The 18,669-nt window shown below is 46.5% G+C and carries 19 protein-coding genes and 1 pseudogene; 5 read left to right on the top strand and 15 right to left on the bottom strand.

Features of this window, described 5'->3' with window-relative positions; translation table 11 throughout:
* Window positions 1–102: 102 nt before the first annotated feature.
* Window positions 103–1,440 (top strand): cytochrome P450, encoded by a 1,338-nt coding sequence (locus ACFW2W_RS17315; protein WP_378180684.1) that lies wholly within the window; start codon window positions 103–105, stop codon window positions 1,438–1,440.
* Window positions 1,441–1,452: 12 nt separating this feature from the next.
* Here ACFW2W_RS17315 and ACFW2W_RS17310 read toward each other — a convergent pair whose 3' ends face one another.
* Both ACFW2W_RS17310 and ACFW2W_RS17305 read right to left on the bottom strand, forming a co-directional pair.
* The gene (locus ACFW2W_RS17310; RefSeq protein WP_378180681.1) at window positions 1,453–2,142 is read right to left on the bottom strand and encodes a Uma2 family endonuclease; all 690 of its coding nucleotides are present in this window, start codon (window positions 2,140–2,142) and stop codon (window positions 1,453–1,455) included.
* A 151-nt stretch (window positions 2,143–2,293) separates the two neighbouring features.
* The gene (locus tag ACFW2W_RS17305; protein ID WP_378180678.1) at window positions 2,294–2,566 is read right to left on the bottom strand and encodes an AbrB family transcriptional regulator; all 273 of its coding nucleotides are present in this window, start codon (window positions 2,564–2,566) and stop codon (window positions 2,294–2,296) included.
* A gap of 122 nt (window positions 2,567–2,688) precedes the next feature.
* Here ACFW2W_RS17305 and ACFW2W_RS17300 point away from each other — a divergent pair, with 122 nt between their 5' ends.
* Window positions 2,689–3,201 carry a hypothetical protein gene (locus tag ACFW2W_RS17300; RefSeq protein WP_378180676.1) on the top strand — a complete coding sequence of 171 codons (513 nt, stop codon included), beginning with the start codon at window positions 2,689–2,691 and terminating at the stop codon, window positions 3,199–3,201.
* A 98-nt stretch (window positions 3,202–3,299) separates the two neighbouring features.
* Here the strand turns inward: ACFW2W_RS17300 and ACFW2W_RS17295 are convergent, their stop codons facing one another.
* The 9 genes from ACFW2W_RS17295 to ACFW2W_RS17255 all read right to left on the bottom strand — a co-directional run bounded on the left by ACFW2W_RS17295 (window position 3,300) and on the right by ACFW2W_RS17255 (window position 10,031).
* Complete coding sequence (locus ACFW2W_RS17295; protein ID WP_378180673.1) at window positions 3,300–3,815, bottom strand: hypothetical protein; 516 nt, start codon at window positions 3,813–3,815, stop codon at window positions 3,300–3,302.
* A gap of 2 nt (window positions 3,816–3,817) precedes the next feature.
* The gene (locus tag ACFW2W_RS17290; RefSeq protein WP_378180670.1) at window positions 3,818–4,177 is read right to left on the bottom strand and encodes a hypothetical protein; all 360 of its coding nucleotides are present in this window, start codon (window positions 4,175–4,177) and stop codon (window positions 3,818–3,820) included.
* A gap of 77 nt (window positions 4,178–4,254) precedes the next feature.
* Entirely contained in the window at window positions 4,255–4,608 is a 354-nt protein-coding gene (locus tag ACFW2W_RS17285; RefSeq protein WP_378180667.1) for a hypothetical protein, read from the bottom strand.
* Between the two features lie 200 nt (window positions 4,609–4,808).
* A complete protein-coding gene (locus ACFW2W_RS17280; RefSeq protein ID WP_378180664.1) occupies window positions 4,809–5,240 on the bottom strand; it encodes an archease in 432 nt (143 codons plus the stop codon).
* A gap of 106 nt (window positions 5,241–5,346) precedes the next feature.
* Window positions 5,347–6,231: a CobW family GTP-binding protein gene (locus ACFW2W_RS17275; RefSeq protein WP_378180661.1), complete on the bottom strand. Its 885-nt coding sequence runs from the start codon at window positions 6,229–6,231 to the stop codon at window positions 5,347–5,349.
* 201 nt (window positions 6,232–6,432) lie between these two features.
* Window positions 6,433–7,206 (bottom strand): carbonic anhydrase, encoded by a 774-nt coding sequence (locus ACFW2W_RS17270; RefSeq protein ID WP_378180658.1) that lies wholly within the window; start codon window positions 7,204–7,206, stop codon window positions 6,433–6,435.
* A 297-nt stretch (window positions 7,207–7,503) separates the two neighbouring features.
* Window positions 7,504–8,964: an RtcB family protein gene (locus ACFW2W_RS17265; protein WP_378180655.1), complete on the bottom strand. Its 1,461-nt coding sequence runs from the start codon at window positions 8,962–8,964 to the stop codon at window positions 7,504–7,506.
* 47 nt (window positions 8,965–9,011) lie between these two features.
* A complete protein-coding gene (locus tag ACFW2W_RS17260; RefSeq protein WP_378180652.1) occupies window positions 9,012–9,824 on the bottom strand; it encodes a lycopene cyclase domain-containing protein in 813 nt (270 codons plus the stop codon).
* A gap of 36 nt (window positions 9,825–9,860) precedes the next feature.
* Window positions 9,861–10,031 carry a hypothetical protein gene (locus ACFW2W_RS17255; protein WP_378180649.1) on the bottom strand — a complete coding sequence of 57 codons (171 nt, stop codon included), beginning with the start codon at window positions 10,029–10,031 and terminating at the stop codon, window positions 9,861–9,863.
* Window positions 10,032–10,496: 465 nt separating this feature from the next.
* On the opposite strand from ACFW2W_RS17255, the gene ACFW2W_RS17250 reads away from it, so the two are divergent.
* The 3 genes from ACFW2W_RS17250 to ACFW2W_RS17240 are packed head-to-tail and all read left to right on the top strand — an operon-like array spanning window position 10,497 to window position 12,998.
* Entirely contained in the window at window positions 10,497–11,459 is a 963-nt protein-coding gene (locus ACFW2W_RS17250; RefSeq protein ID WP_378180646.1) for a S1C family serine protease, read from the top strand.
* 1 nt (window position 11,460) lies between these two features.
* A complete protein-coding gene (locus ACFW2W_RS17245; protein WP_378180643.1) occupies window positions 11,461–12,369 on the top strand; it encodes a S1C family serine protease in 909 nt (302 codons plus the stop codon).
* Window positions 12,366–12,998, top strand: a complete 633-nt coding sequence (locus tag ACFW2W_RS17240; RefSeq protein ID WP_378180640.1) for a response regulator transcription factor — start codon at window positions 12,366–12,368, stop codon at window positions 12,996–12,998. The genes ACFW2W_RS17245 and ACFW2W_RS17240 overlap by 4 nt, the downstream gene beginning before the upstream one ends.
* Window positions 12,999–13,932: 934 nt before the next feature.
* Here ACFW2W_RS17240 and ACFW2W_RS17235 read toward each other — a convergent pair.
* From ACFW2W_RS17235 to ACFW2W_RS17220, 4 genes and pseudogenes are all read right to left on the bottom strand, one after another.
* A pseudogene (locus ACFW2W_RS17235) lies at window positions 13,933–15,025 on the bottom strand (aldo/keto reductase).
* Window positions 15,026–15,163: 138 nt separating this feature from the next.
* Window positions 15,164–16,150: an aldo/keto reductase gene (locus ACFW2W_RS17230; protein WP_378180637.1), complete on the bottom strand. Its 987-nt coding sequence runs from the start codon at window positions 16,148–16,150 to the stop codon at window positions 15,164–15,166.
* Window positions 16,151–16,375: 225 nt separating this feature from the next.
* Window positions 16,376–17,038 carry an NTP transferase domain-containing protein gene (locus ACFW2W_RS17225; RefSeq protein WP_378180634.1) on the bottom strand — a complete coding sequence of 221 codons (663 nt, stop codon included), beginning with the start codon at window positions 17,036–17,038 and terminating at the stop codon, window positions 16,376–16,378.
* Window positions 17,035–18,165 carry an XdhC family protein gene (locus ACFW2W_RS17220; RefSeq protein WP_378180631.1) on the bottom strand — a complete coding sequence of 377 codons (1,131 nt, stop codon included), beginning with the start codon at window positions 18,163–18,165 and terminating at the stop codon, window positions 17,035–17,037. Before ACFW2W_RS17220 ends, ACFW2W_RS17225 begins: the two co-directional genes overlap by 4 nt.
* Between the last annotated feature and the right edge of the window lie 504 nt (window positions 18,166–18,669).

Genomic DNA, 18,669 nt, shown 5'->3' with positions numbered 1-18,669 from the left:
TACATCTGAGGGCAACCACAGGGGATTGAACCCGAAAAAACGCTATATGTATAAGCTTTGCGTAAGTCCTGATCCACAAAAGCATTTTTAACCGAGTTGTTTATGCCCGCAGTACATTTACCACCTGGCCCTAAAGGTCATTTTCTTGTAGGTCATCTTCCAGAAATAAACCGCGATCCACTTAAGTTCTTTAGCCAATGTGCTAGGGAGTATGGCGACTTGGTTCGCTGGCAGTTCGGTCCATTTACAGCTTTTTTAGTGAACCATCCCGACTTGATCGAACAAGTATTAGTCACTCAATACCCCAACTTTGTTAAAAGTAGCGTATACCGACGCGGATTGCGCGTTGTAGGCAACGGCTTACTGACCAGTGAAGGCGACTTTTGGCAGCGTCAACGCCGTCTGGTTCAACCAGCTTTTCATCAGGAACGAATTGTCGCCTATGGAAAGGTGATGGTTGCTTATACTCAGCAATTAATTGACCAATGGCACGATGGCGAAATCCGCGATATTCATCAAGATATGATGTTGTTGACCGAAGAAATTGTGTCAAAAACACTGTTTGATGTTGATATTAAGGATGAAGCGGAAGGGGTGCAGGCGGCGCTAAATGCAGTGATGGATTTTAATGCCGATCTGCTCAATCAATATTTCCTTCCAGGTTGGGTGCCTACTCCTAGTAACTTGCGCTACCAACGAGCAATTGAACAATTAGATGCGATTGTCTATCGCATTATTAACGAGCGACGAGCCAGTGGTAACAAAGATACGGGCGATTTACTCTCGCTGTTACTTCAGGTGCGGGATGAATCTGATGGAACTGGGATGACGAATCAGCAAGTGCGAGATGAGGCAATGACTCTATTTTTGGCGGGGCACGAAACGACTGCTAACGCCATGACATGGACATGGTTTCTACTTGCACAGCACCCAGAAGTAGAAGCGAAATTGCAAGAGGAATTAAAGACAGTGTTGGGCGATCGCGCACCCACGGTTGCCGATTTACGTCAGTTGCCTTACACAGAGCGAGTTGTGCTGGAATCAATGCGATTGTATCCGCCGGTGTGGGGAATGAGCCGACTTGCTGTAGAAGACTGCGTTCTGGGGGGGTATGAGGTAAAAGCGGGTACAACTGTGTTTATCAATCAGTGGGCGATGCACCGAGATCCTCGCTTCTTTGAAAATCCAGAAGTTTTTCACCCCGATCGTTGGGCAGATAATTTGATCAAGAAGTTGCCCACCTTTGCTTATTTTCCCTTTGGTGGCGGTCAACACATCTGTATTGGCAAGGCTTTTGCGATGATGGAGGCAAGTTTACTACTAGTCGCGATCGCGCAAAGATTCCGCCTGACGCTACAACCAGACTATCCGGTGGTGCTGCAACCCTCGTTAACACTCCGCCCAAAACATGGGATGAAGATGTTAGTGACTCAGCGATAAGCGATCGCATTTCTACAGAATATCGGGGTCAACTCCCATCTGTCGCAGTCGCTCCGCCAAACGCTCTGCCCGTTGACGCTCCTGCTGTGCAACTTCTCCGGGGGTAGAGAGTTTATTGCCATTTTGGTCGTACCAATACAACCACTCTCTGGTGTATCCTTCATGAGTACCAACCTCGCACCCTATTCCCAGCTCAATTTCTGGCATCCATACCGGGGAACCCATCTGACGCTCGTAGACACCATTCTCTAGACGATACACTTCAAACGAGTCGTGCTTATCTCGTTTGCCGTAATCGGGGTTATAGATGAGGTAGTACAGCACGCCGAGTTGGGCATACTTTGTCATCTTCTGGTCATACTCACCGCCTGGAGTTTTCGAGACAACTTCTAATACCCACTGCGGGACAATATTGTTTTCTTGCCAAAGGACGTAGCTAAGTCGCACCTTACCATTCGGCTTAAATCGCTCTACTCTTAGACTGAGAAAGCCATCCGGTACAATTGCCGCCTGGTTTGGCTCGTAGTACACTCCCATGTTGACTCCGAAAAACCAGTCTCTGCGGTCTGCCCACACTAAAGCTAAGATTCCTCGTAGCAGGATAGGGATGAGGATTTGCAGTTCATTATCCACTGGGGTATCGTCTGAGTCGGGCAGTTCTTCAGCACTGGGAAGATACTGCAACGGGTTGTACTGTACCATGACGACTCCCTCTGGTAACTTACTGCTTGTATCTTAGCTAGGCGGGGCAGCTGAACCCAGGTTTTTGATAGGCATCGTGAGTTGAAAAGTGTACTCTCTTACTGCGGCACTTGCACAAGTCGAGCCATCACAATATATAGGACGCCTGGTATCAAACAGGGTTCTCACTGCTGGTAATAAATTCCCTAATACGTTCTTCCCGTATTTCTTCGAGTGCCGTTTCTAAATTACCTGTTGGCTCTGATTCAACGACTAATGACGTGCCTGAATGATAAACTTTGGACTCTTGGGGCAAAGGCTCCAGAATCAGCTTAGCGTCTTGAACTGCCAAAGTGAACTGAGTGGTGCTGGTCACTCCAAGTTGTTCTCGTATCTCGTTGGGAATGAGAAGACGACCAAATTGTTCAAGTGTGAGTATATCCATATTCGGTATGTTGCTGGGGGCGCATACTCTATAGGAACAAGCTTATAATATAAGCCTATGACGTGTTTTTGCATGAAAACGGTTCATACCCCTAGTATTGCAAATGTTCAGGAGGACAACCAGTGACAGATAGAAACTTCGTCATTAAAGCCATAGAAACAGGTCTTTTATTTCTTACTGAGTCGGCTACTAGGGCGGCTATTAGTGAAACTATAAAAGATATCTATAGTTTCCTTAAACAACAAATTATTCGTAAGTCAGCCGATTCCTCAATTCTTGAAATGATTTTAATTGAATATGAGAAGAAGCCTGAAGCATGGAAGTCAGCTCTTACCGAAAAGCTAATTGAAATAGAGGCTGATCAAGACGAAGAAATTATTAAGACATCCCAGAAGCTTATAGAGTTAGTAAAAGCTCAACAACTCACTAACAGTGTTAAACAATCTAATGTTAATCACTCAGGGAAACAAGTAAATATAGGCGTAAATAACGGTACAACTATTGGAACACAAAACAATACGTACTCACACCAAGCAAGTAATATTATAAGTGAACGCAACGGCAATGTTGTAACGACTTATGAAATTACCCCTTATGGAACTCGGAGAATTCTGGGAATACAACTCTCCTCTTGATAGGGAAACTTGACTTCCAAATAAAGACAAACGTAAATCATAATTACGCGGATTCAAGTGATGATAGACTTAATTAAAGTAAAAAAATATTCAAGTAATCACTGAATGTTGACAAAAAGTAAGTTTTTCTTAAAAAGTTTTTCTAGAGTAGAATAATCACTTAATAACTGAAGAGATGAACTTGAATTATTGGCAGGTTTGCTATCACTATTAGGCTGGTTCTTCAATTGCTGACAAAGTTCCCTTAGCTTACCATCAAGTTTACTATCAGTTACAGACAGCTCATCCTTATTCTTCTCGATTCCACTATACTTAGACAAGACAATCTTTTGAATAACAGACCAAATCTTTTTATTCATCATAAAACGACGAGACTGAGGCGAGATAAACTCAGTATCAGTCTCTAAGAGTTTCTTAATTTCTTTCTCATAAGCACTGACATCAAAGTCGATTAAAACTTCCTCAAATAGTTCACCTCGGAGCTTTGTGTCATCTTCCAAATCTCGGTTGGCAAGTAATGCTTTTACCGCGCTATGAAGCTCTTCTTGTGAAAAAAGCCGAGCTACCTTTTTAGAAAATATTTTTTGCTTATAAAAGTATAAATCTTGAGCCACTCCTACTTCCCCCTTACTTGCTTGATGTAATTAACCAAAGATTGCAAATCACCAACCTTTTCTAAACTTTCCACAAGTTTCTGAACTTTTTCACAGTCATAATACCTTATGTCCACACCTGGATAATCCCTCTGCAATTGTTGCAACAATTGCAGGGCTTCATCATCAAGATAATTGATTGGAAAAACATAACGATAGCCGCTTGGAACATTTGGGATATTCCCATTCTTCCATCTTACCTTGAGTTTCTTGATTGATGAGTTAAGATACGAAGTGTCAAAGTATCCTCCGATTCTTGTAGGAGAAGGAGAAGTTTTACATTCATAGATATAATTGCCACTCTCAAAAAATTTTGATTCCATTTTTATTAATCTTTTCGTTTGAGATTTGTAGTCTTATTAGAACATGAGGTATTGCATAATTCATTTTTACAATACACTTAAGATGCTTTTTTTCGGAAGTACGCTTTTACCTGATACGGATTACCTTGCTTGTCTTTCTTAATATGTGTGTTGACTGCTATAATTTTGCCATCCATTAAACCTGTAATTAGCTGATCTGCTCTCTCAGATAAAGCTACAAAATCTGTTGCAGGTTCGTTATCCCTCAAATTATCTACATAATCTATACCTGGTTCCATCTTAAACTGAGTCATCAAATCCTTCAAAATAGATTTAAAGGTTTGATCAATAACTGTTCCCTTCTGAAAAGAAGTCATTTGACTAAAATCAGGCAAATATTCAAGTGCCTGAACGAGTGCGTTTTTTACTGAGTTAATTGAAAAAAATAGCATAAGTTTCAAGTAATAAAGTTTGATACTCACTGCATGCTAATGTATTGTCTTTTGCACCTGAAGCATCACCGTAGAACTACGGAAATTCGGTTGGACTCCTTTGCCGCATCACCGTAAAACCACGGAAATTCGTTTGGACTACTTCAATTCTGAACAGAGCCAGAGCGATCGCTCTCAATTCTCGAATTCACAGACACGTGCTAAATGTCAAGAATTACCATCGCCGTCCAACCGTCATCGATTTTTTCTAATTGGAACTGGTGTAATGTAACCGCTTTGACATCTACTCGCTGCTGATGGCGATCGCTATCTAGCTTTTCTCCCTTCGTAACCGCACTTAGCTGATGCACTCCATCTTTCTCGGAAATCTCAACTTGTTGCGCCAAGAGCAGTAGTAACTCGCTGTCTTTGTAGTAGATGAATTCTTGCAAAAAATTAAATAACAGCATATCCAATTCATCATTTTCTAAGCTAAAGGTGCGCGTTTCCTTCAGTTCTATTGAGTCTAAATCTTCAATCATTACGTTCATAGTTGCATCACCCGCCGCTTTGAAAAGTTCCTCTAGATTCTTTCCCCAAGCGCGAAAAGCAATATCGGCAGTAGCAACATCTTCAAGAAACTCGTAGGACATAAGGTTATTGTTCGCAATACGGTTCAGTTGTAGGTTGGCTTAAGCGACTTAGTGTTATCCAACAAGTGTTTATATAGTTGGGTAACGCTCACCTCAACCCAACTTACTATTGTTCGCACGGCTTTAAACGATTCAGAATTTCTTCCTTTCTTGCCCTCACCTGTTTGCCGATAAAAACCAGTTCTGTCGCCTCTTGTTCAAATGGCTCCAGATCCCAGCGTCCAGCCACGAAATTAAACAGATAAATGCCTTCAGCAAATCGGATAAACCCTTTTGCTCGATAAACATCTGTACCAAGACTATCGGCAAATACTTCAAAACATTGGCGATTAAATGTAGCATCTGAAGTGTAACCGAACGAGTCGAATTCAAGTTGGTGAACGTGATGGGGTGGCGGTTGTACTCGCTCTCGACCAATACCAAATAGTAAGTCCGGGTCTACTTGGCATCGCTGAGTATGCAAAATTGAGGCGACTTCGTTTAAAGAATGCAATTTATCTTCTATTGCCTTTAACTCGCTTTCGGAAACCAAATCGACTTTGTTCAAAAGGATAGTGTCTGCTGCTTCTATTTGTATTCGACTTGTATGTCCCACAGACGGATATTTCACCATTGCATCTGCATCGATAACCGTGACAACTCCATCCAGTCGCACTTTGGTTAAGCTTTCTTGAATGTCGAAAACCAAAGCATCTGGTTCTGCGACTCCAGTTGTCTCAACCACAATATTATCCGGGTCAACGCTATCAATGATTTCATTAACAGCCGCTTCAAACTCTCCTAACAGCGAACAGCATACGCAACCGCCACCGAGATCCGCAATTTGGACATTTTTACCTTGAATGATTTTAGTGTCGATACCAATTTCGCCAAATTCATTCATTAAAATGGCGATCTTTTTAGGAAAAGAGTCGAGAATATGACGAAGCAGAGTTGTTTTTCCGCTTCCAAGTGGTCCTGTAATTACTGTGAGAGGCGTGCGTCTTTTCATGAAATACCATTTTTGTCAATAGATGGCGTGTGGCACTGCATTGTAAAATCTTGATACCTATGAACCAAACAACTGAATTAACAAGAAACAGAAATGTACTTAGGCAATATTTAAGTTAACCTCACTGCTTTTTAAGTTTTCAATGTTTCTAAAAAATTGGGCGGCGCAAGATATCCACAAGCTGATTAATGCAACTTAGAACTACTGAGCTAATTCTTCATCATCAAGATGCAACTCCGCTTCTGTCTCTAGAAAATCAACTGCGCCGCTACTAATTTCGTAGTAGGCACCAATCACTGCAATCTGCTGACTTTGAATTGCTTCTAAAATCACTTGATTTTGCTTAAGTTTGTATATTTGCCGACGAATATTAGCAATCACTGCTTCTCGCATCCGTGCCTTTGGGTCACGAATCGCTGGCAATTTGTTTACGGCTGGCACAATATAATCGAGTAAAGACTTAACATAGTAAGGTTCCAAACTCCGTTGTGCCTCATCTAGCATTGCTGCTTGCACTGCACCACAGCCTTCATGACCCATCACCACGACTACTAGGGTTTTTAAGTGCTTAATAGCATACTCTATACTTCCTAAAGTGCCTGCCTCAACAACATTCCCGGCAATACGAATAACAAATAAATCGCCTGCTTGTTGATCGTAAATTATTTCGGTCGGCACTCGACTATCAGAACAGCCAAGAACAACAGCAAAAGGAGTCTGCATGAGGATTTGTGCGCGACGTTCAACGGCGGAAAAATCAATAGGAAGTCTGCGTCCGCTGAAAAAGAGAGCATTGCCAATCTTTAGCGCCCGAATTGCTTCTGTTATCGTTTTGATAGTAGGAGGTTTGACCTTAGCCGCATCCCTCATACTAATGCCACTGTGATAGATTTGGTGGCTGATTTCCAACTCTTCCTCTGTTATAGCCTGGTCTTCCAGTATGCCTTCTAATTGATGATGTATTTTCATATCCATAGTTATCTAAATCCTTAGCTAAAACCTAAGATTACTGCAACTAGCTAAGATTACTGCAACTTAGGATGCAATTTATCAAGCACGTTAAAAGGATTCATCCGTGTGGGCTTTGCACGATTCATACTGCTAAGGTGCAACACCAAAGATGCAAGTAAGATGGCGGTTTAACGCGAATCTTATCTAAATTGCTACCTACCAACACTGATGCTTTATGGTAGGGTGCATTAGACTAGCCGGAATACAAGAGTGCTGTTGTGTTTCGGTGCATCAGGCGATCGCTCAAATGTTAAATTTTCTTCATCCTTTAATATTTCCAATCGGTGTCAGCCGCACCACCTTTTTGCTAATCCCTGCTAATTCAGCCGCTTCAATCACATCATCGATGTCTTTGTAAGCTGCACCCGCTTCTTCCGCCAGTCCGGACATTGAGGTACTGCGGACATATATGCCCTTATTTTGCATCTCCTTTAGGAGTGTTTCTCCGCGCCAAGTTTTTCTTGCCTTGGTACGACTCATTGTGCGTCCGCTTCCGTGTGCAGTGCTGAAGAAAGTTTGGTCGCCAGTGGGTACGCCAACTAATAAATAAGAACCAGTTTCCATACTGCCGCCAATAATAACTGGCTGACCAATTTTTTTGTACCGTTCCGGAACATCTGGCATTCCCGGTGCGAAAGCGCGAGTTGCACCTTTACGATGGACGAGGAGCGATCGCGCTTTCCCATCTACAACATGACTCTCTAGCTTGGCGGTATTATGGGCAACATCATAAACCATGTGCATCCCTAAGTCTTCCGCAGAACGTCCGAAGATGTCCGAAAACACTTCGCGGATACGATGCAGAATCACTTGACGATTGGCATAAGACATATTGATGCCGCATTTCATGGCGGAGAAATAGGCTTGTCCTTCCGGAGAATCAAAGGGCGCACAAGCTAATTCTCGATCCAGTATTTTAATTCCATACTTGCTATCCATTACCTTTAAAAATTTTTGCAGATAGTCAGTTGCCACTTGATGACCAAATCCGCGACTACCACAGTGGAACATTACCACCACCTGATCCGGCATGGTAATTCCCATTGTCTCGGCTAACTCTGGATCGAAAATATTTTGCTTTCGAGCAACTTGAATTTCTAAATAATGATTGCCAGATCCTAAAGTTCCAATTTGATTGAAACCCCGGTCAATTGCCTTGTCACTAATCTTTGCAGAATCAGCACCCTTAATGCAGCCGTTTTCTTCAATTAGTTCTAAATCTTCTTCCCAACCATAGCCATTATTAACGCACCACTGAGCGCCTTGTTCGACCACTTTGCGAAAGTCATTCCGCGACAATTTCACAAAGCCACTGCTTCCCACTCCGGCAGGAACCCTTTCGTAGAGCCTATCTACCAGCTTTTTGATATAAGGTTTGACTTCATGGTAGGTGAGGTTTGTAACCATCAAGCGCATTCCACAATTGATATCAAAACCGATACCGCCAGGAGAAATCACGCCCCCATTTTCCACATCCATCGCCGCCACGCCACCAATCGGAAAACCATAGCCACAGTGTCCGTCGGGCATACACAAAGCATATTTGGTTATGCCTGGAAGCGTCGCTACATTAGTAACTTGGTCGTAAACCGCTTCATCTAATTCGGAAATTATCTTCTCGGTTCCATAAATCCGGGCGGGAACGCGCATCCCTTCCTTGTAGGAAACCGGAATTTCCCATACCGTGTCAGAAATTTGTTTTAAAAATTCCTTAATAGGCATCTCGGTTTTACTCCCAAAAAGTGATGTGGCAAATAGAGGCAACCGTCTTAAACCGTATCGTTTCCAGACTTTACTTGGGAAAGACGTTTTGGAAGTTCTACCTGCCGATGATTGAGAATGGGTAAAGAGATCGGTGGTAGGAGCGATCGCATCTTCCCCACCAATAGAAACAATAAAAGTCCTTGCACCACTAGCAGGTTCGTGACTAAAAAGAACGTCGCTTCCTCAATCGGCAACCCAAACAGCTTAAATCCAGTGCTATAGGTCTCAGAAATGCTCCAAATGCCCTGTCCGATGGCGATGCGGTCGGCTATCCACAGGTAAACTGTGGGGATCAGAGTGCCAATCAGCCAAGCGTCTTTTCTAGCCCAGAGTTGCTTTGCTCCAACTGCCCACTGTAGCGCCAGTACGGGACCTGCCCAAGCTAAAATTAGCCCCATGTACACAGTCCGATCCGACTGCAACATGAAAGCTCCAGCAATGCTCAGAACGCTCCATAAAACGATGCCAGATACTCGCACCCCAGGAGAATCCTCCTGCTGTGCTGGCTCACTTGTGCGAGGAAACAGCCAGTACAGCCAAAAACCCGTTAGCAGTGGCTGAAGGATGAAGAATAAATATTCTTCAACGGGCACGTAGCCAATCGTACCCACCACACGATCCGTGCCGTAGTGCCACACATCGCGCCAAACCAGGTAATTGTCCCACGGTGTAGTATAAATCAGTGCAATCAGCGCTATCAGGGGCAGCCCTAACCACGCTCTGAGTCCTCCGATACCAGCCAGAGGTTGCCGCCCAAGCCATGCTAAAAAGAAGAGTGGTGGCAGGATAAAGACAAGGTGAAACGCGAAGTAGCTCATCTTGCTAGCAATACTCTAAACATTAATGATGCCGAACTAAAAGGCAAAAAACAGCAATAGAATTACCATCGCTACGGTCAGGCTGATGCGAAATGGCTTCAAAGGCAAGTCTTCAGAGGTAATTACACTATCCCGTTGTACCTGAGTAATTAGCTCGGAGTTCTTGTCTTCCGGTTTTTGGGATGGATTGGTTTCTTTTAGTTCCATAGACCGTTTTTTGCGTTTTGCATGACTTGCCTGCTGTCTATGTTGGAGAAACCGTTCTCAGCTTACCTCGTTCTTAAGAACTACCTTCGTGCGGGGTGTAGTTCTGCCAGAGGAGTTAGCCCTCATAAAGTTGGCTTGTAATTAGGAATACACGGAACCCTAGCCATTTTTCTAGGGTGAGTTCTCCCCATTTCTCCGATGCCGCCCGTCTCTTCAAAACGGCATGATATCAGCACAAGGAAGTGGCAATCCGGTTTAGATCGGGTAGACCTAACCCCCCAACCCCGTTCCCTACCAGGGAACGGGGGGAACTAAACGCCCCTCTCCAGTCAAAAAAAATTTATTCCTTTTCCCTGCCAAGAGTAGAGGAGGGTTAGGAAGAGGTGGAGAGGGGTGGAGGGAGAAGTTTACCGAACCGTATTGGCAGTTGTCCCGTAAAAGCTCTCGCATTTGTGGAGAAATGGAATGTCTTTATCTTCATCGGAGATGTCCAGCACCTTGCTGGCTCTCTCCAACAATTTAGCCGATACTGTTGAGCGAGTGGGTTGGTCAGTTGTGGCAGTCAATGGGCGAACCTCCTACGGGAGAAGAGGATGGCTAATGCGGAATTCCTCCTCAAGCGGTATCCACTGGCGACCAGGTATCATCGTCACCTCTGACGAGACCATCAAGCGCGAAGAGGAAATCACCGTCACCTTACCAGATGGTCGGACAGTACCCGTTACCGTCCTGGGTCGTGACGCTAGCACCGATGTAGCTGTTCTGAAGCTAGAAAACATAGAATTCCCGGTTGCGGAAATTGGCGATGCGGCAACGCTAAAGGTCGGTCATCTGGTACTTGCACTCGGACGAGGGACTGAGAAGGGTGTGAGTGCCTCTATGGGTGTGGTGAGCGCGATAGGGGATGCTTGGCGTAGTATGAGCGGTGGCTCGATCGATCGATTTGTGCGTCTCGATTTAACCCTCTATCCCGGCTTCTCAGGCGGGCCGCTGGTCGATGCAGCCGGTAAAGTTGCAGGTATGAACACCTCCGGGCCGCGCAATATGGCTTTAACGATTCCCGCGTCTACGGTGAACCGGGTGGTAGATCAGTTGCTCTCAAAAGGACGGATTGCACGAGGCTACCTGGGTTTGGGAATGCAGCCGGTTCGCTTGCCCGATACGCTTAAGAGTGCGCTTTCTCTGGCTTCTAATGGTGGGGTGATTGTTGTCAACGTTGAGCCGGATGGCCCTGCGGATAAAGCTGGGGTGCTGATTGGCGATGTGTTAGTCGCAATTGATGGCAACCCGGTCAGCGACACGGGGAACGTGCAGGCGATGTTGGGGACACAAAGCGTCGGAAAAACCCTGAAAGTGCAGCTGATTCGGGGGGGTGCGCCCCTGGAAGTCGCACTCACCGTTGGCGAACGACCGGCGAGGGAGGATTAAGATGGCGATCGCAACCGCAACATTAGAGAATACAGGTGCAAGTGCAGAGATTGCCCTTGAGTTGTCGCAAATCGCCGAACAACTACGCCGTTGTACCGTACAAGTCCGCAGCAGTCGCGGGAGTGGCGGCTCAGGTGTAATCTGGAATTCTCAAGGTTTGATTATCACCAACGCTCATGTCGCCCCTTTCGACAGGGCGATTGTCGAACTTTGGGATGGACGAGTCATTGAGGCTATCCGCACAGACATCGACTCCAGACAGGATTTAGCGGCACTCCAGGTTGAGACAACTGACCTTCCAGCCGTCACGGTTGGCGACTCCAATCTCCGAGTCGGCGAACTGGTGCTGGCAGTGGGAAATCCTCTGGGTCTAGTTGGCGCACTCACCAAGGGAATTATCCACGCGACTGACTCCATTGATGACTTCAGCACTCAAAGATGGGTTAAGGCTGATATTCGGCTAGCACCCGGAAATTCTGGTGGTTTGCTTGCCGATGCACGGGGGCGAGTGATTGGGATTAACACGATGATTGCAGGTGGTTTAGCGTTGGCAATCCCCAGCAAGAGAGTAGAATGTTTTCTCAAAAGCGATCGCCCTCCCTCTCTGGGTGTCACCCTACGTCCGGTGCTGCTTGGTTTAGAAAATCAGCGCATTTTGGGCTTATTGGTGTTGGAAGTTGCTCCGGGGAGTTTGGCTGCCTCGGTGGGTCTTCAAATTGGCGACGTGCTAATGGGAGTAGGCGGTGAATATTTTAATACCCCTGACGATCTCAAAAGCATTCTCAAGTATGCCGAACCGGGAAAGCAGCTGGTGTGGGAATTTCTGCGTTCTGGCAGACGGTGCTACGCGATCGCATCTGGTAATCAAAACATTGCCGAACCAACCTTTCCAGAGGTTAAGTCAGCGTGATTTCGGTCATGGTGACAGCCGAAAATCCCATCGTGCGTGCGGGGTTGGAGAGCATCATCCGCACCTCTGAGTTGCTGGAAATCGTCGGTAGTTCGTCTAGCACAGACACTTTGGTGCCGGAGGAACTACAACCCGATGTGGTGTTGCTGGATTATTCCTTCTCAGATGACGATCCTGCTGAAGAGAAATTACTCGCGCTTGGTGCAGAATCTCCGGCATTTGTCATTTTAGCGAACAACCCCCACAGCACTTGGCTAGAGTCGGTTTTGCAAGTCGGCGTGCAAGCGATCTTACCGCGAACGGCAACGGCTGAGGAAATTGTCGCAACTGTCGTGGCAGCAGCGCTTGGGCTGGTGGTGCTGCATCCAGACTTTATGGATTTGCTACCTCTCAAAGAGTCCTCCGCACGCCGACTGCCTGCTTCCCCGATTCAGGCGCTGACACCACGGGAGATCGAGGTCTTAGGGATGCTGGCGCTGGGAATGGGTAACAAGAATATTGCCAAGCACTTGACCATCTCCGAGCATACCGTCAAGTTCCACGTATCATCGATCTTTCAAAAGCTCAATGCTTCTAGTCGGACTGAGGCGGTTACTCTGGGTGCGAGGTTGGGTTTGATTCTGCTTTAAGCAGATGAAGGGTGATGGCTATCCACTTAAAGCACCACGCTTGGCAAACCTAATCTCCCAGCCCCCTTAGCAGGGAAGGGGGAATTCAGTTGCCCCTTCCCTTAGTAAGGAAGGGGTTGAGAAGAGGTCAGATCGGGATGCCAAGACTATCCTACAAGAGGAGCGGGTCATATGAAGACGGAACTCGTCTAGTTAGGTTTACTTCCCTCCTGGCCCGTCGTGTCTATTCGGATCTTTCTTCTCCTTCTTAGCGCCATCAGATTCCTTTTTAGGCTTTTTGGATTCTCTACCACCCTTTTCCTTTTCCTTGCCCATAACGATTCCTTAATAGAGGTTCCCTTAATTGTGGAACAATTTAGAGATTTCGGAACACGGAAAACTGTGATTTTAGATTTAGATTTAGGGGAGCAATGGTAGTGTGGCGACCGATAATTAGCGCTGGGACAATTAGCGCGATCGCTGTCTTAAAGTTGCGACCTTCAGGGTCAGCTACATTATCCGTCGGAAAGTCCTCTTCTCAAATCGGTGGCACGCCGGGAATTTGCCCAATTACTCTACAGGCTCTAGCGTTCGCAATGCTTTGTAGAGATGAAACTCGTTTTCAGCAATTCCTTCGGAATATAGCAATCCTAAATGATTCGTGAAGGCGAGATCCCCGAATTCGAGAGAGAAGTCGGGATCTGAACCACTGGCATCTCATCACAACGTTTTTAGCAATCGTGGGAAGATCGCACTACCTCGTAATGTCAGGACTTACGCAACATCACCACATAGTAAGGGCAACCACAGGGGGATTGAACCGACAAGAACGCTATATATATAAGCTTTACGTAACTCCTGAATGTGTTGGTAAGCAATCGTGAAGCCTGTTTGATGACCCTATCCTCGATCGGGAAAAAAGCATAGGTTTATTAATTTCTTCCTTACCCTGATTTCAGCTGCGATGATTGTCGATTAAGTTGAATGTGCCACCATAAAGGCGATCGCGGATCGTGTCATTACTCAGGAAGTCATGGGGGAAGCCCAGATCGATCTGACTTACCTCATTGAGGCGTTGCAAATGTTCTGGCATCAGCTTGACATCCAGACAAGCCAGATTATCTTCGATCTGGCTTACCTTCCGAGAACCGATAATCGGGATGATGACGCTGCTTTGAGCGCTAAGCCAAGCCAGCGCCACTTGTGAAGGCGTGTGTCCACTTTCTTTGGCAACTTGACAAACAACGTCAGCGATAGCGAAGCGCTGACTTGTCAGTTCGCTAACTGGCTTTCGGAAATATTCCCTCCTATAGTTCCGATTCGCCCTTGTTGGCTGCTGCTATTGGGCTGATTGTACTTGCCCGTTAGCACACCGCCACCCAATGGCGACCACGGTGTAATTGCCAAGTCGAATGCCTTTGCCATCGGTAACAAGTCGCGTTCTGGCGTCCGCTGAATCAAACTGTACTCGACTTGCAGCGCTACAAACGGCGTCCAACCGTAACACTGCGCCAGGGTGTTTGCTTGTGAAATAATCCAAGCGGGTGCGTCAGAAATGCCAATGTAGAGTACCTTGCCAGAGCGTACCATGTCATCGAAGGCACGCATCACCTCCTCCACGGGCGTCATGAAATCCCAAGCTTGCAGCCAGTATACGTCAATGTAGTCAGTTTTAAGCCGTTTCAGGCTGCCTTCTAGCGACTGCATCATGTTCTTGCGATGGTTGCCACTGCCATTGGGGTTGCCTGAGCGATAGCGAAGCGCTGACTTGTCAGTTCGCTCATATGCAAGGGAAACGAGTATTTGGTGGCAACGACAAAGCGTTCCCGTTCTGAGGCAATGAACTCACCAACTATTTTCTCGCTGGTGCCCTCTGTGTAGCCGTTGGCAGTGTCAATAAAGTTACCTCCTGCTTCCACAAAGGCATCAAATATTTGGCGGCTTTCATCTTTGGATGCGCCCCAGCCCCAATCTTCACCAAAAGTCATTGTGCCAAGGCAGAGTTCCGAAACTCTTAATCCACTCTTTCCTAATAGCTTGTATCTCATGGTTTTCCTTGTATAACGAAGGTAGTTTTAGCGCCAGCCAAAAATCTGATTGCTAGGAATTAACCTCTTTCAGGATTGCACGCAGTAACTTTGACCTGTCACAAGCATCTTTGTAGCAGACACCGTCGATCAAAAATGTCAGCGGTTTACCATGCTCATCATCGATTCCGGATAACGTCCCCCACTAGCGACGCCCTTAGGTGCCACTTCGTCGATGCGCTGCAAATCTTCTGGTGTCAGATTCACTTCCAGCGCGGCGATATTTTCTTCCAAATATTGCCGCCGCTTAGTTCCGGGAATGGGAACAATGTCTTCACCCTGCGCCAGCACCCAAGCAAGAGCCAGCTGCGCCGATTGGCAGCCTTTTTCTTGGGCAATTTCGTCAATCCGTTGCACCAGTTCCAGGTTTTTCTGAAAGTTCTCGCCCTGAAAACGCGGTGAGTTGCGGCGGTAATCATCAGCAGCCAAGTCATCAAAGCTTTTGATCTGACCCGTCAAAAACCCCCGTCCGAGCGGGCTATAGGCAACAAAGCCAATGCCAAGCTCTCGGCAGGTGGCAAGAATTTCGTCTTCAGGATCGCGGCTCCACAGGGAATACTCGCTCTGCAACGCGGTAATTTGATGTACGGAGCCAGCGCGACGCAAGGTTTCCGAGCCAGCTTCCGAGAGTCCTAAATATCTCACCTTGCCTTCTTGAACCAGTTGCGCCATCGCACCGACGGTTTCCTCAATGGGAGTATTTGGGTCAACTCGATGCTGGTAGTACAGGTCAATCGTCTCTACACCCAGACGACGCAAACTAGCCTCGCAGGCTGAGCGAACATACTCTGGTTTGCCATTGATACTGCGAACGGTCGGGTCTTCGCTGCGAACGATGCCGAATTTAGTCGCGAGAACAATTTGGTCGCGGCGATCGCTAATTGCTCGTCCGACCAGTTCTTCGTTCTTGAATGGCCCATACATATCAGCCGTGTCGAGAAAATTTAGCCCCAATTCCAGCGCCCGATGAATGGTGGCAATCGATTCAGTATCATCGCGGTTGCTGTAAAAATCTGACATTCCCATGCAACCCAAACCAATTGCCGAGACGGTGAGATCGCTTCGTCCTAACTGTCGTGTCTTCATCGCTAATTTCTTTGTGGAAGTTTGCCTGCGCTCAGTCTACGCAGGGAACGATGTTTTGTCGCTTGCCATAGGTGTGATTTTGAACAGACATCTCCAAAAAATAATGTAGAGACGCGAAATTTTGCGTCTCTACAAGGGTTTCAGGCAACGCACCTTTAATTTCTGGAGATGTCTAACAAGAAAATAACGTTAACGATTAGCTAACCCAAAAGTAGCCATGTTTCCCTAACTTTCGCGCGGGTTTCCACCTTTACACTTAGTAAGGCTTTCTCGGTTTTGTAGATGTTCGCCAGCGATCGCTTGAAATTTTTGGTAATCTTTTGGGGTGTCAATGTCGATAACACCCTCCGGAAAGGGGAGGCGAAAGACTTCTGAGGAGTATTTTTTAATGATTTGTTTTGCGCCTACGGTAGTTTTCAGGCTCATCAGTTCTGGGAACAAGGTACGGCTGAACAAAGCGGGTACGCCCAAGCTTCCTGCATACTCTGAAGCAATAATCGGTTGGCGCGTGAGATGATAGGCTTCCACGATTTGATTGAGTAGTTGGGAAGAGATGAAAGGCTGATCGCAAAGGGCGATCGCAACGGCTTCTAAGTTCTGATTTAAATTAGCCAGTGCTTCAATACCCACCCGAATCGAAGAACTCATCCCCTCCGCCCACTGTGGGTTTTCTACGATTTGTACGGGTAATAAGTTGACTTCTGGCTTCATTCGTTCTGCATTAGCTCCCAGAACGACAACGATGGGTTGACAGATGGAAGCGATCGCAATTTCTGCGGTGTGGCGGAGGAAGCTGCGTCCTTGATACAACAGCAGTTGTTTTGGAGTCCCCATGCGAGTGGATGCTCCGGCGGCGAGAACGATCAAACCGACGACAGGCGCATTCATCTGGTACTCCGGTTGTGAATCGGTTCCTGGCGGTTTCTTAATAAACCACCCGAACGATCGGCGAGAACCGCTTGAATTTCCGCCACAATTGAGAGTGCGATCGCTTCCGGTGTATCAGCGCCAATATCCAGCCCCACGGGACCATGCAAGCGGTGAAGTTGGGCTTCTGTCAGCTGAATTCCCCATTCTTTTAGCTCAAGAAGTAACTGTTCGGTTCTTCTCTTGGGACCAAGAATGCCTAAGTATTGCACGGGAGAAGGCAAAAGAGTTTTCAGGATTTCTAGGTCGTGCAGATAGTTATGGGTCATCACCACAGCTACCGTGCGGTTATTGATTTCTACGGTTTCATGAATTGCCTCTGGACGGGACAAAATAACTTCATCGGCGCTGGGAAATCGAGCTGATGTTGCATTGGCAGGTCGGCTATCAATTAGTGTCACGTACCATCCCAATTCCTTCGCCAAGCGTACCACTGGGATGGCATCGTCACCCGCTCCGAAAATGACCAGCGAGACAGGTGGCTGAATCGCTTCGAGAAAAACTTCGGCTTTCCCTCCCAATAAGGGATACAGTTTTACCTGCGAACAATTTTTATCAAGCACTTCACGGGCATCTTCGAGGATGTCTGCACTCAAATCCGCATCTTCGAGGTTACTGAAAATAGTGCCATCTTGATGCAACATTAAATGGGTTCCGACTGGTGCCTTTATTTGACCTTCAATGTGAAATATAGTTGCCAGAACTCCCACTTGCCGACGATGCAGACATTCTGCCAGAAAAGTCAAGGGACTTAAGTTCTCTGGAGTTAGGCGCTCAATCAGAACCTGTACCATTCCTTTACAACCGAGTCCCAGTCCCCAGACGATGTCATTGTCGGAGGTCGTATCGTAGTTCACCAACATGGGTTCACCCGACACGATGACCTGTTGAGCGCGTTCAAAAACGTCATTCTCCAGACAACCACCGCTAATCGAACCGATTCTCTCACCTTCTAGAGTCATCAGCATTCGAGCGCCCGGTCGCCGGTAGGTAGATCCACTGACTTTGACAATGGTGGCGATCGCTACTGTCTTGCCGCAATTTTTGGCTTTGGCAAATGCGGCAACAATCTCCTGTAATTCCTTCATTGTTTTCGCCTTTATGCGGCTAATCTCTGAGAGCATTCTCAAGTTCGCCTTGTCACCCCGCTTGGAAATTAATTTCCATCGCTATAATCTGCCAGGGGTTGAAACCCTGTCTCATAGCTAAAGTCGTCTTTAGACGACTGTACATTAGCCAGGGGTTGAAACCCCTGTCTCATAGCTAAAGTCGTCTTTAGACGACTGTACATTAGTATTTGAGTCGTCTGTAGATGACTTGGGCTAAAAGCTCGTGGACTTAAGTAGCTGGCAGGTTTCAGGAGAAATAGCCCTGCCTTAAAAAGGGGGGCTAAAAAAAGTCGCACATCGCGTAAAGTGGGCAGGACTTACGCAACATCACTACATCTGCCACCGCAACCACAGGGGGATTGAACCGACAAGAACACTATATGTATAAGCTTTGCGTAAGTCCTGGTGGGCTGGGAAGCAGCACAGGACTCGCCGCACATCACCACATAGTAAGGGCAACCACAGGGGGATTGAACCGACAAG

It is taken from the genome of Coleofasciculus sp. H7-2 (genome assembly GCF_042747725.1).
Classification (GTDB): Bacteria; Cyanobacteriota; Cyanobacteriia; order Cyanobacteriales; family FACHB-T130; genus FACHB-T130.
The sequence above is the reverse complement of the archived record's forward strand: the minus strand, read 5'-3'. Positions and strand labels throughout refer to the sequence as shown.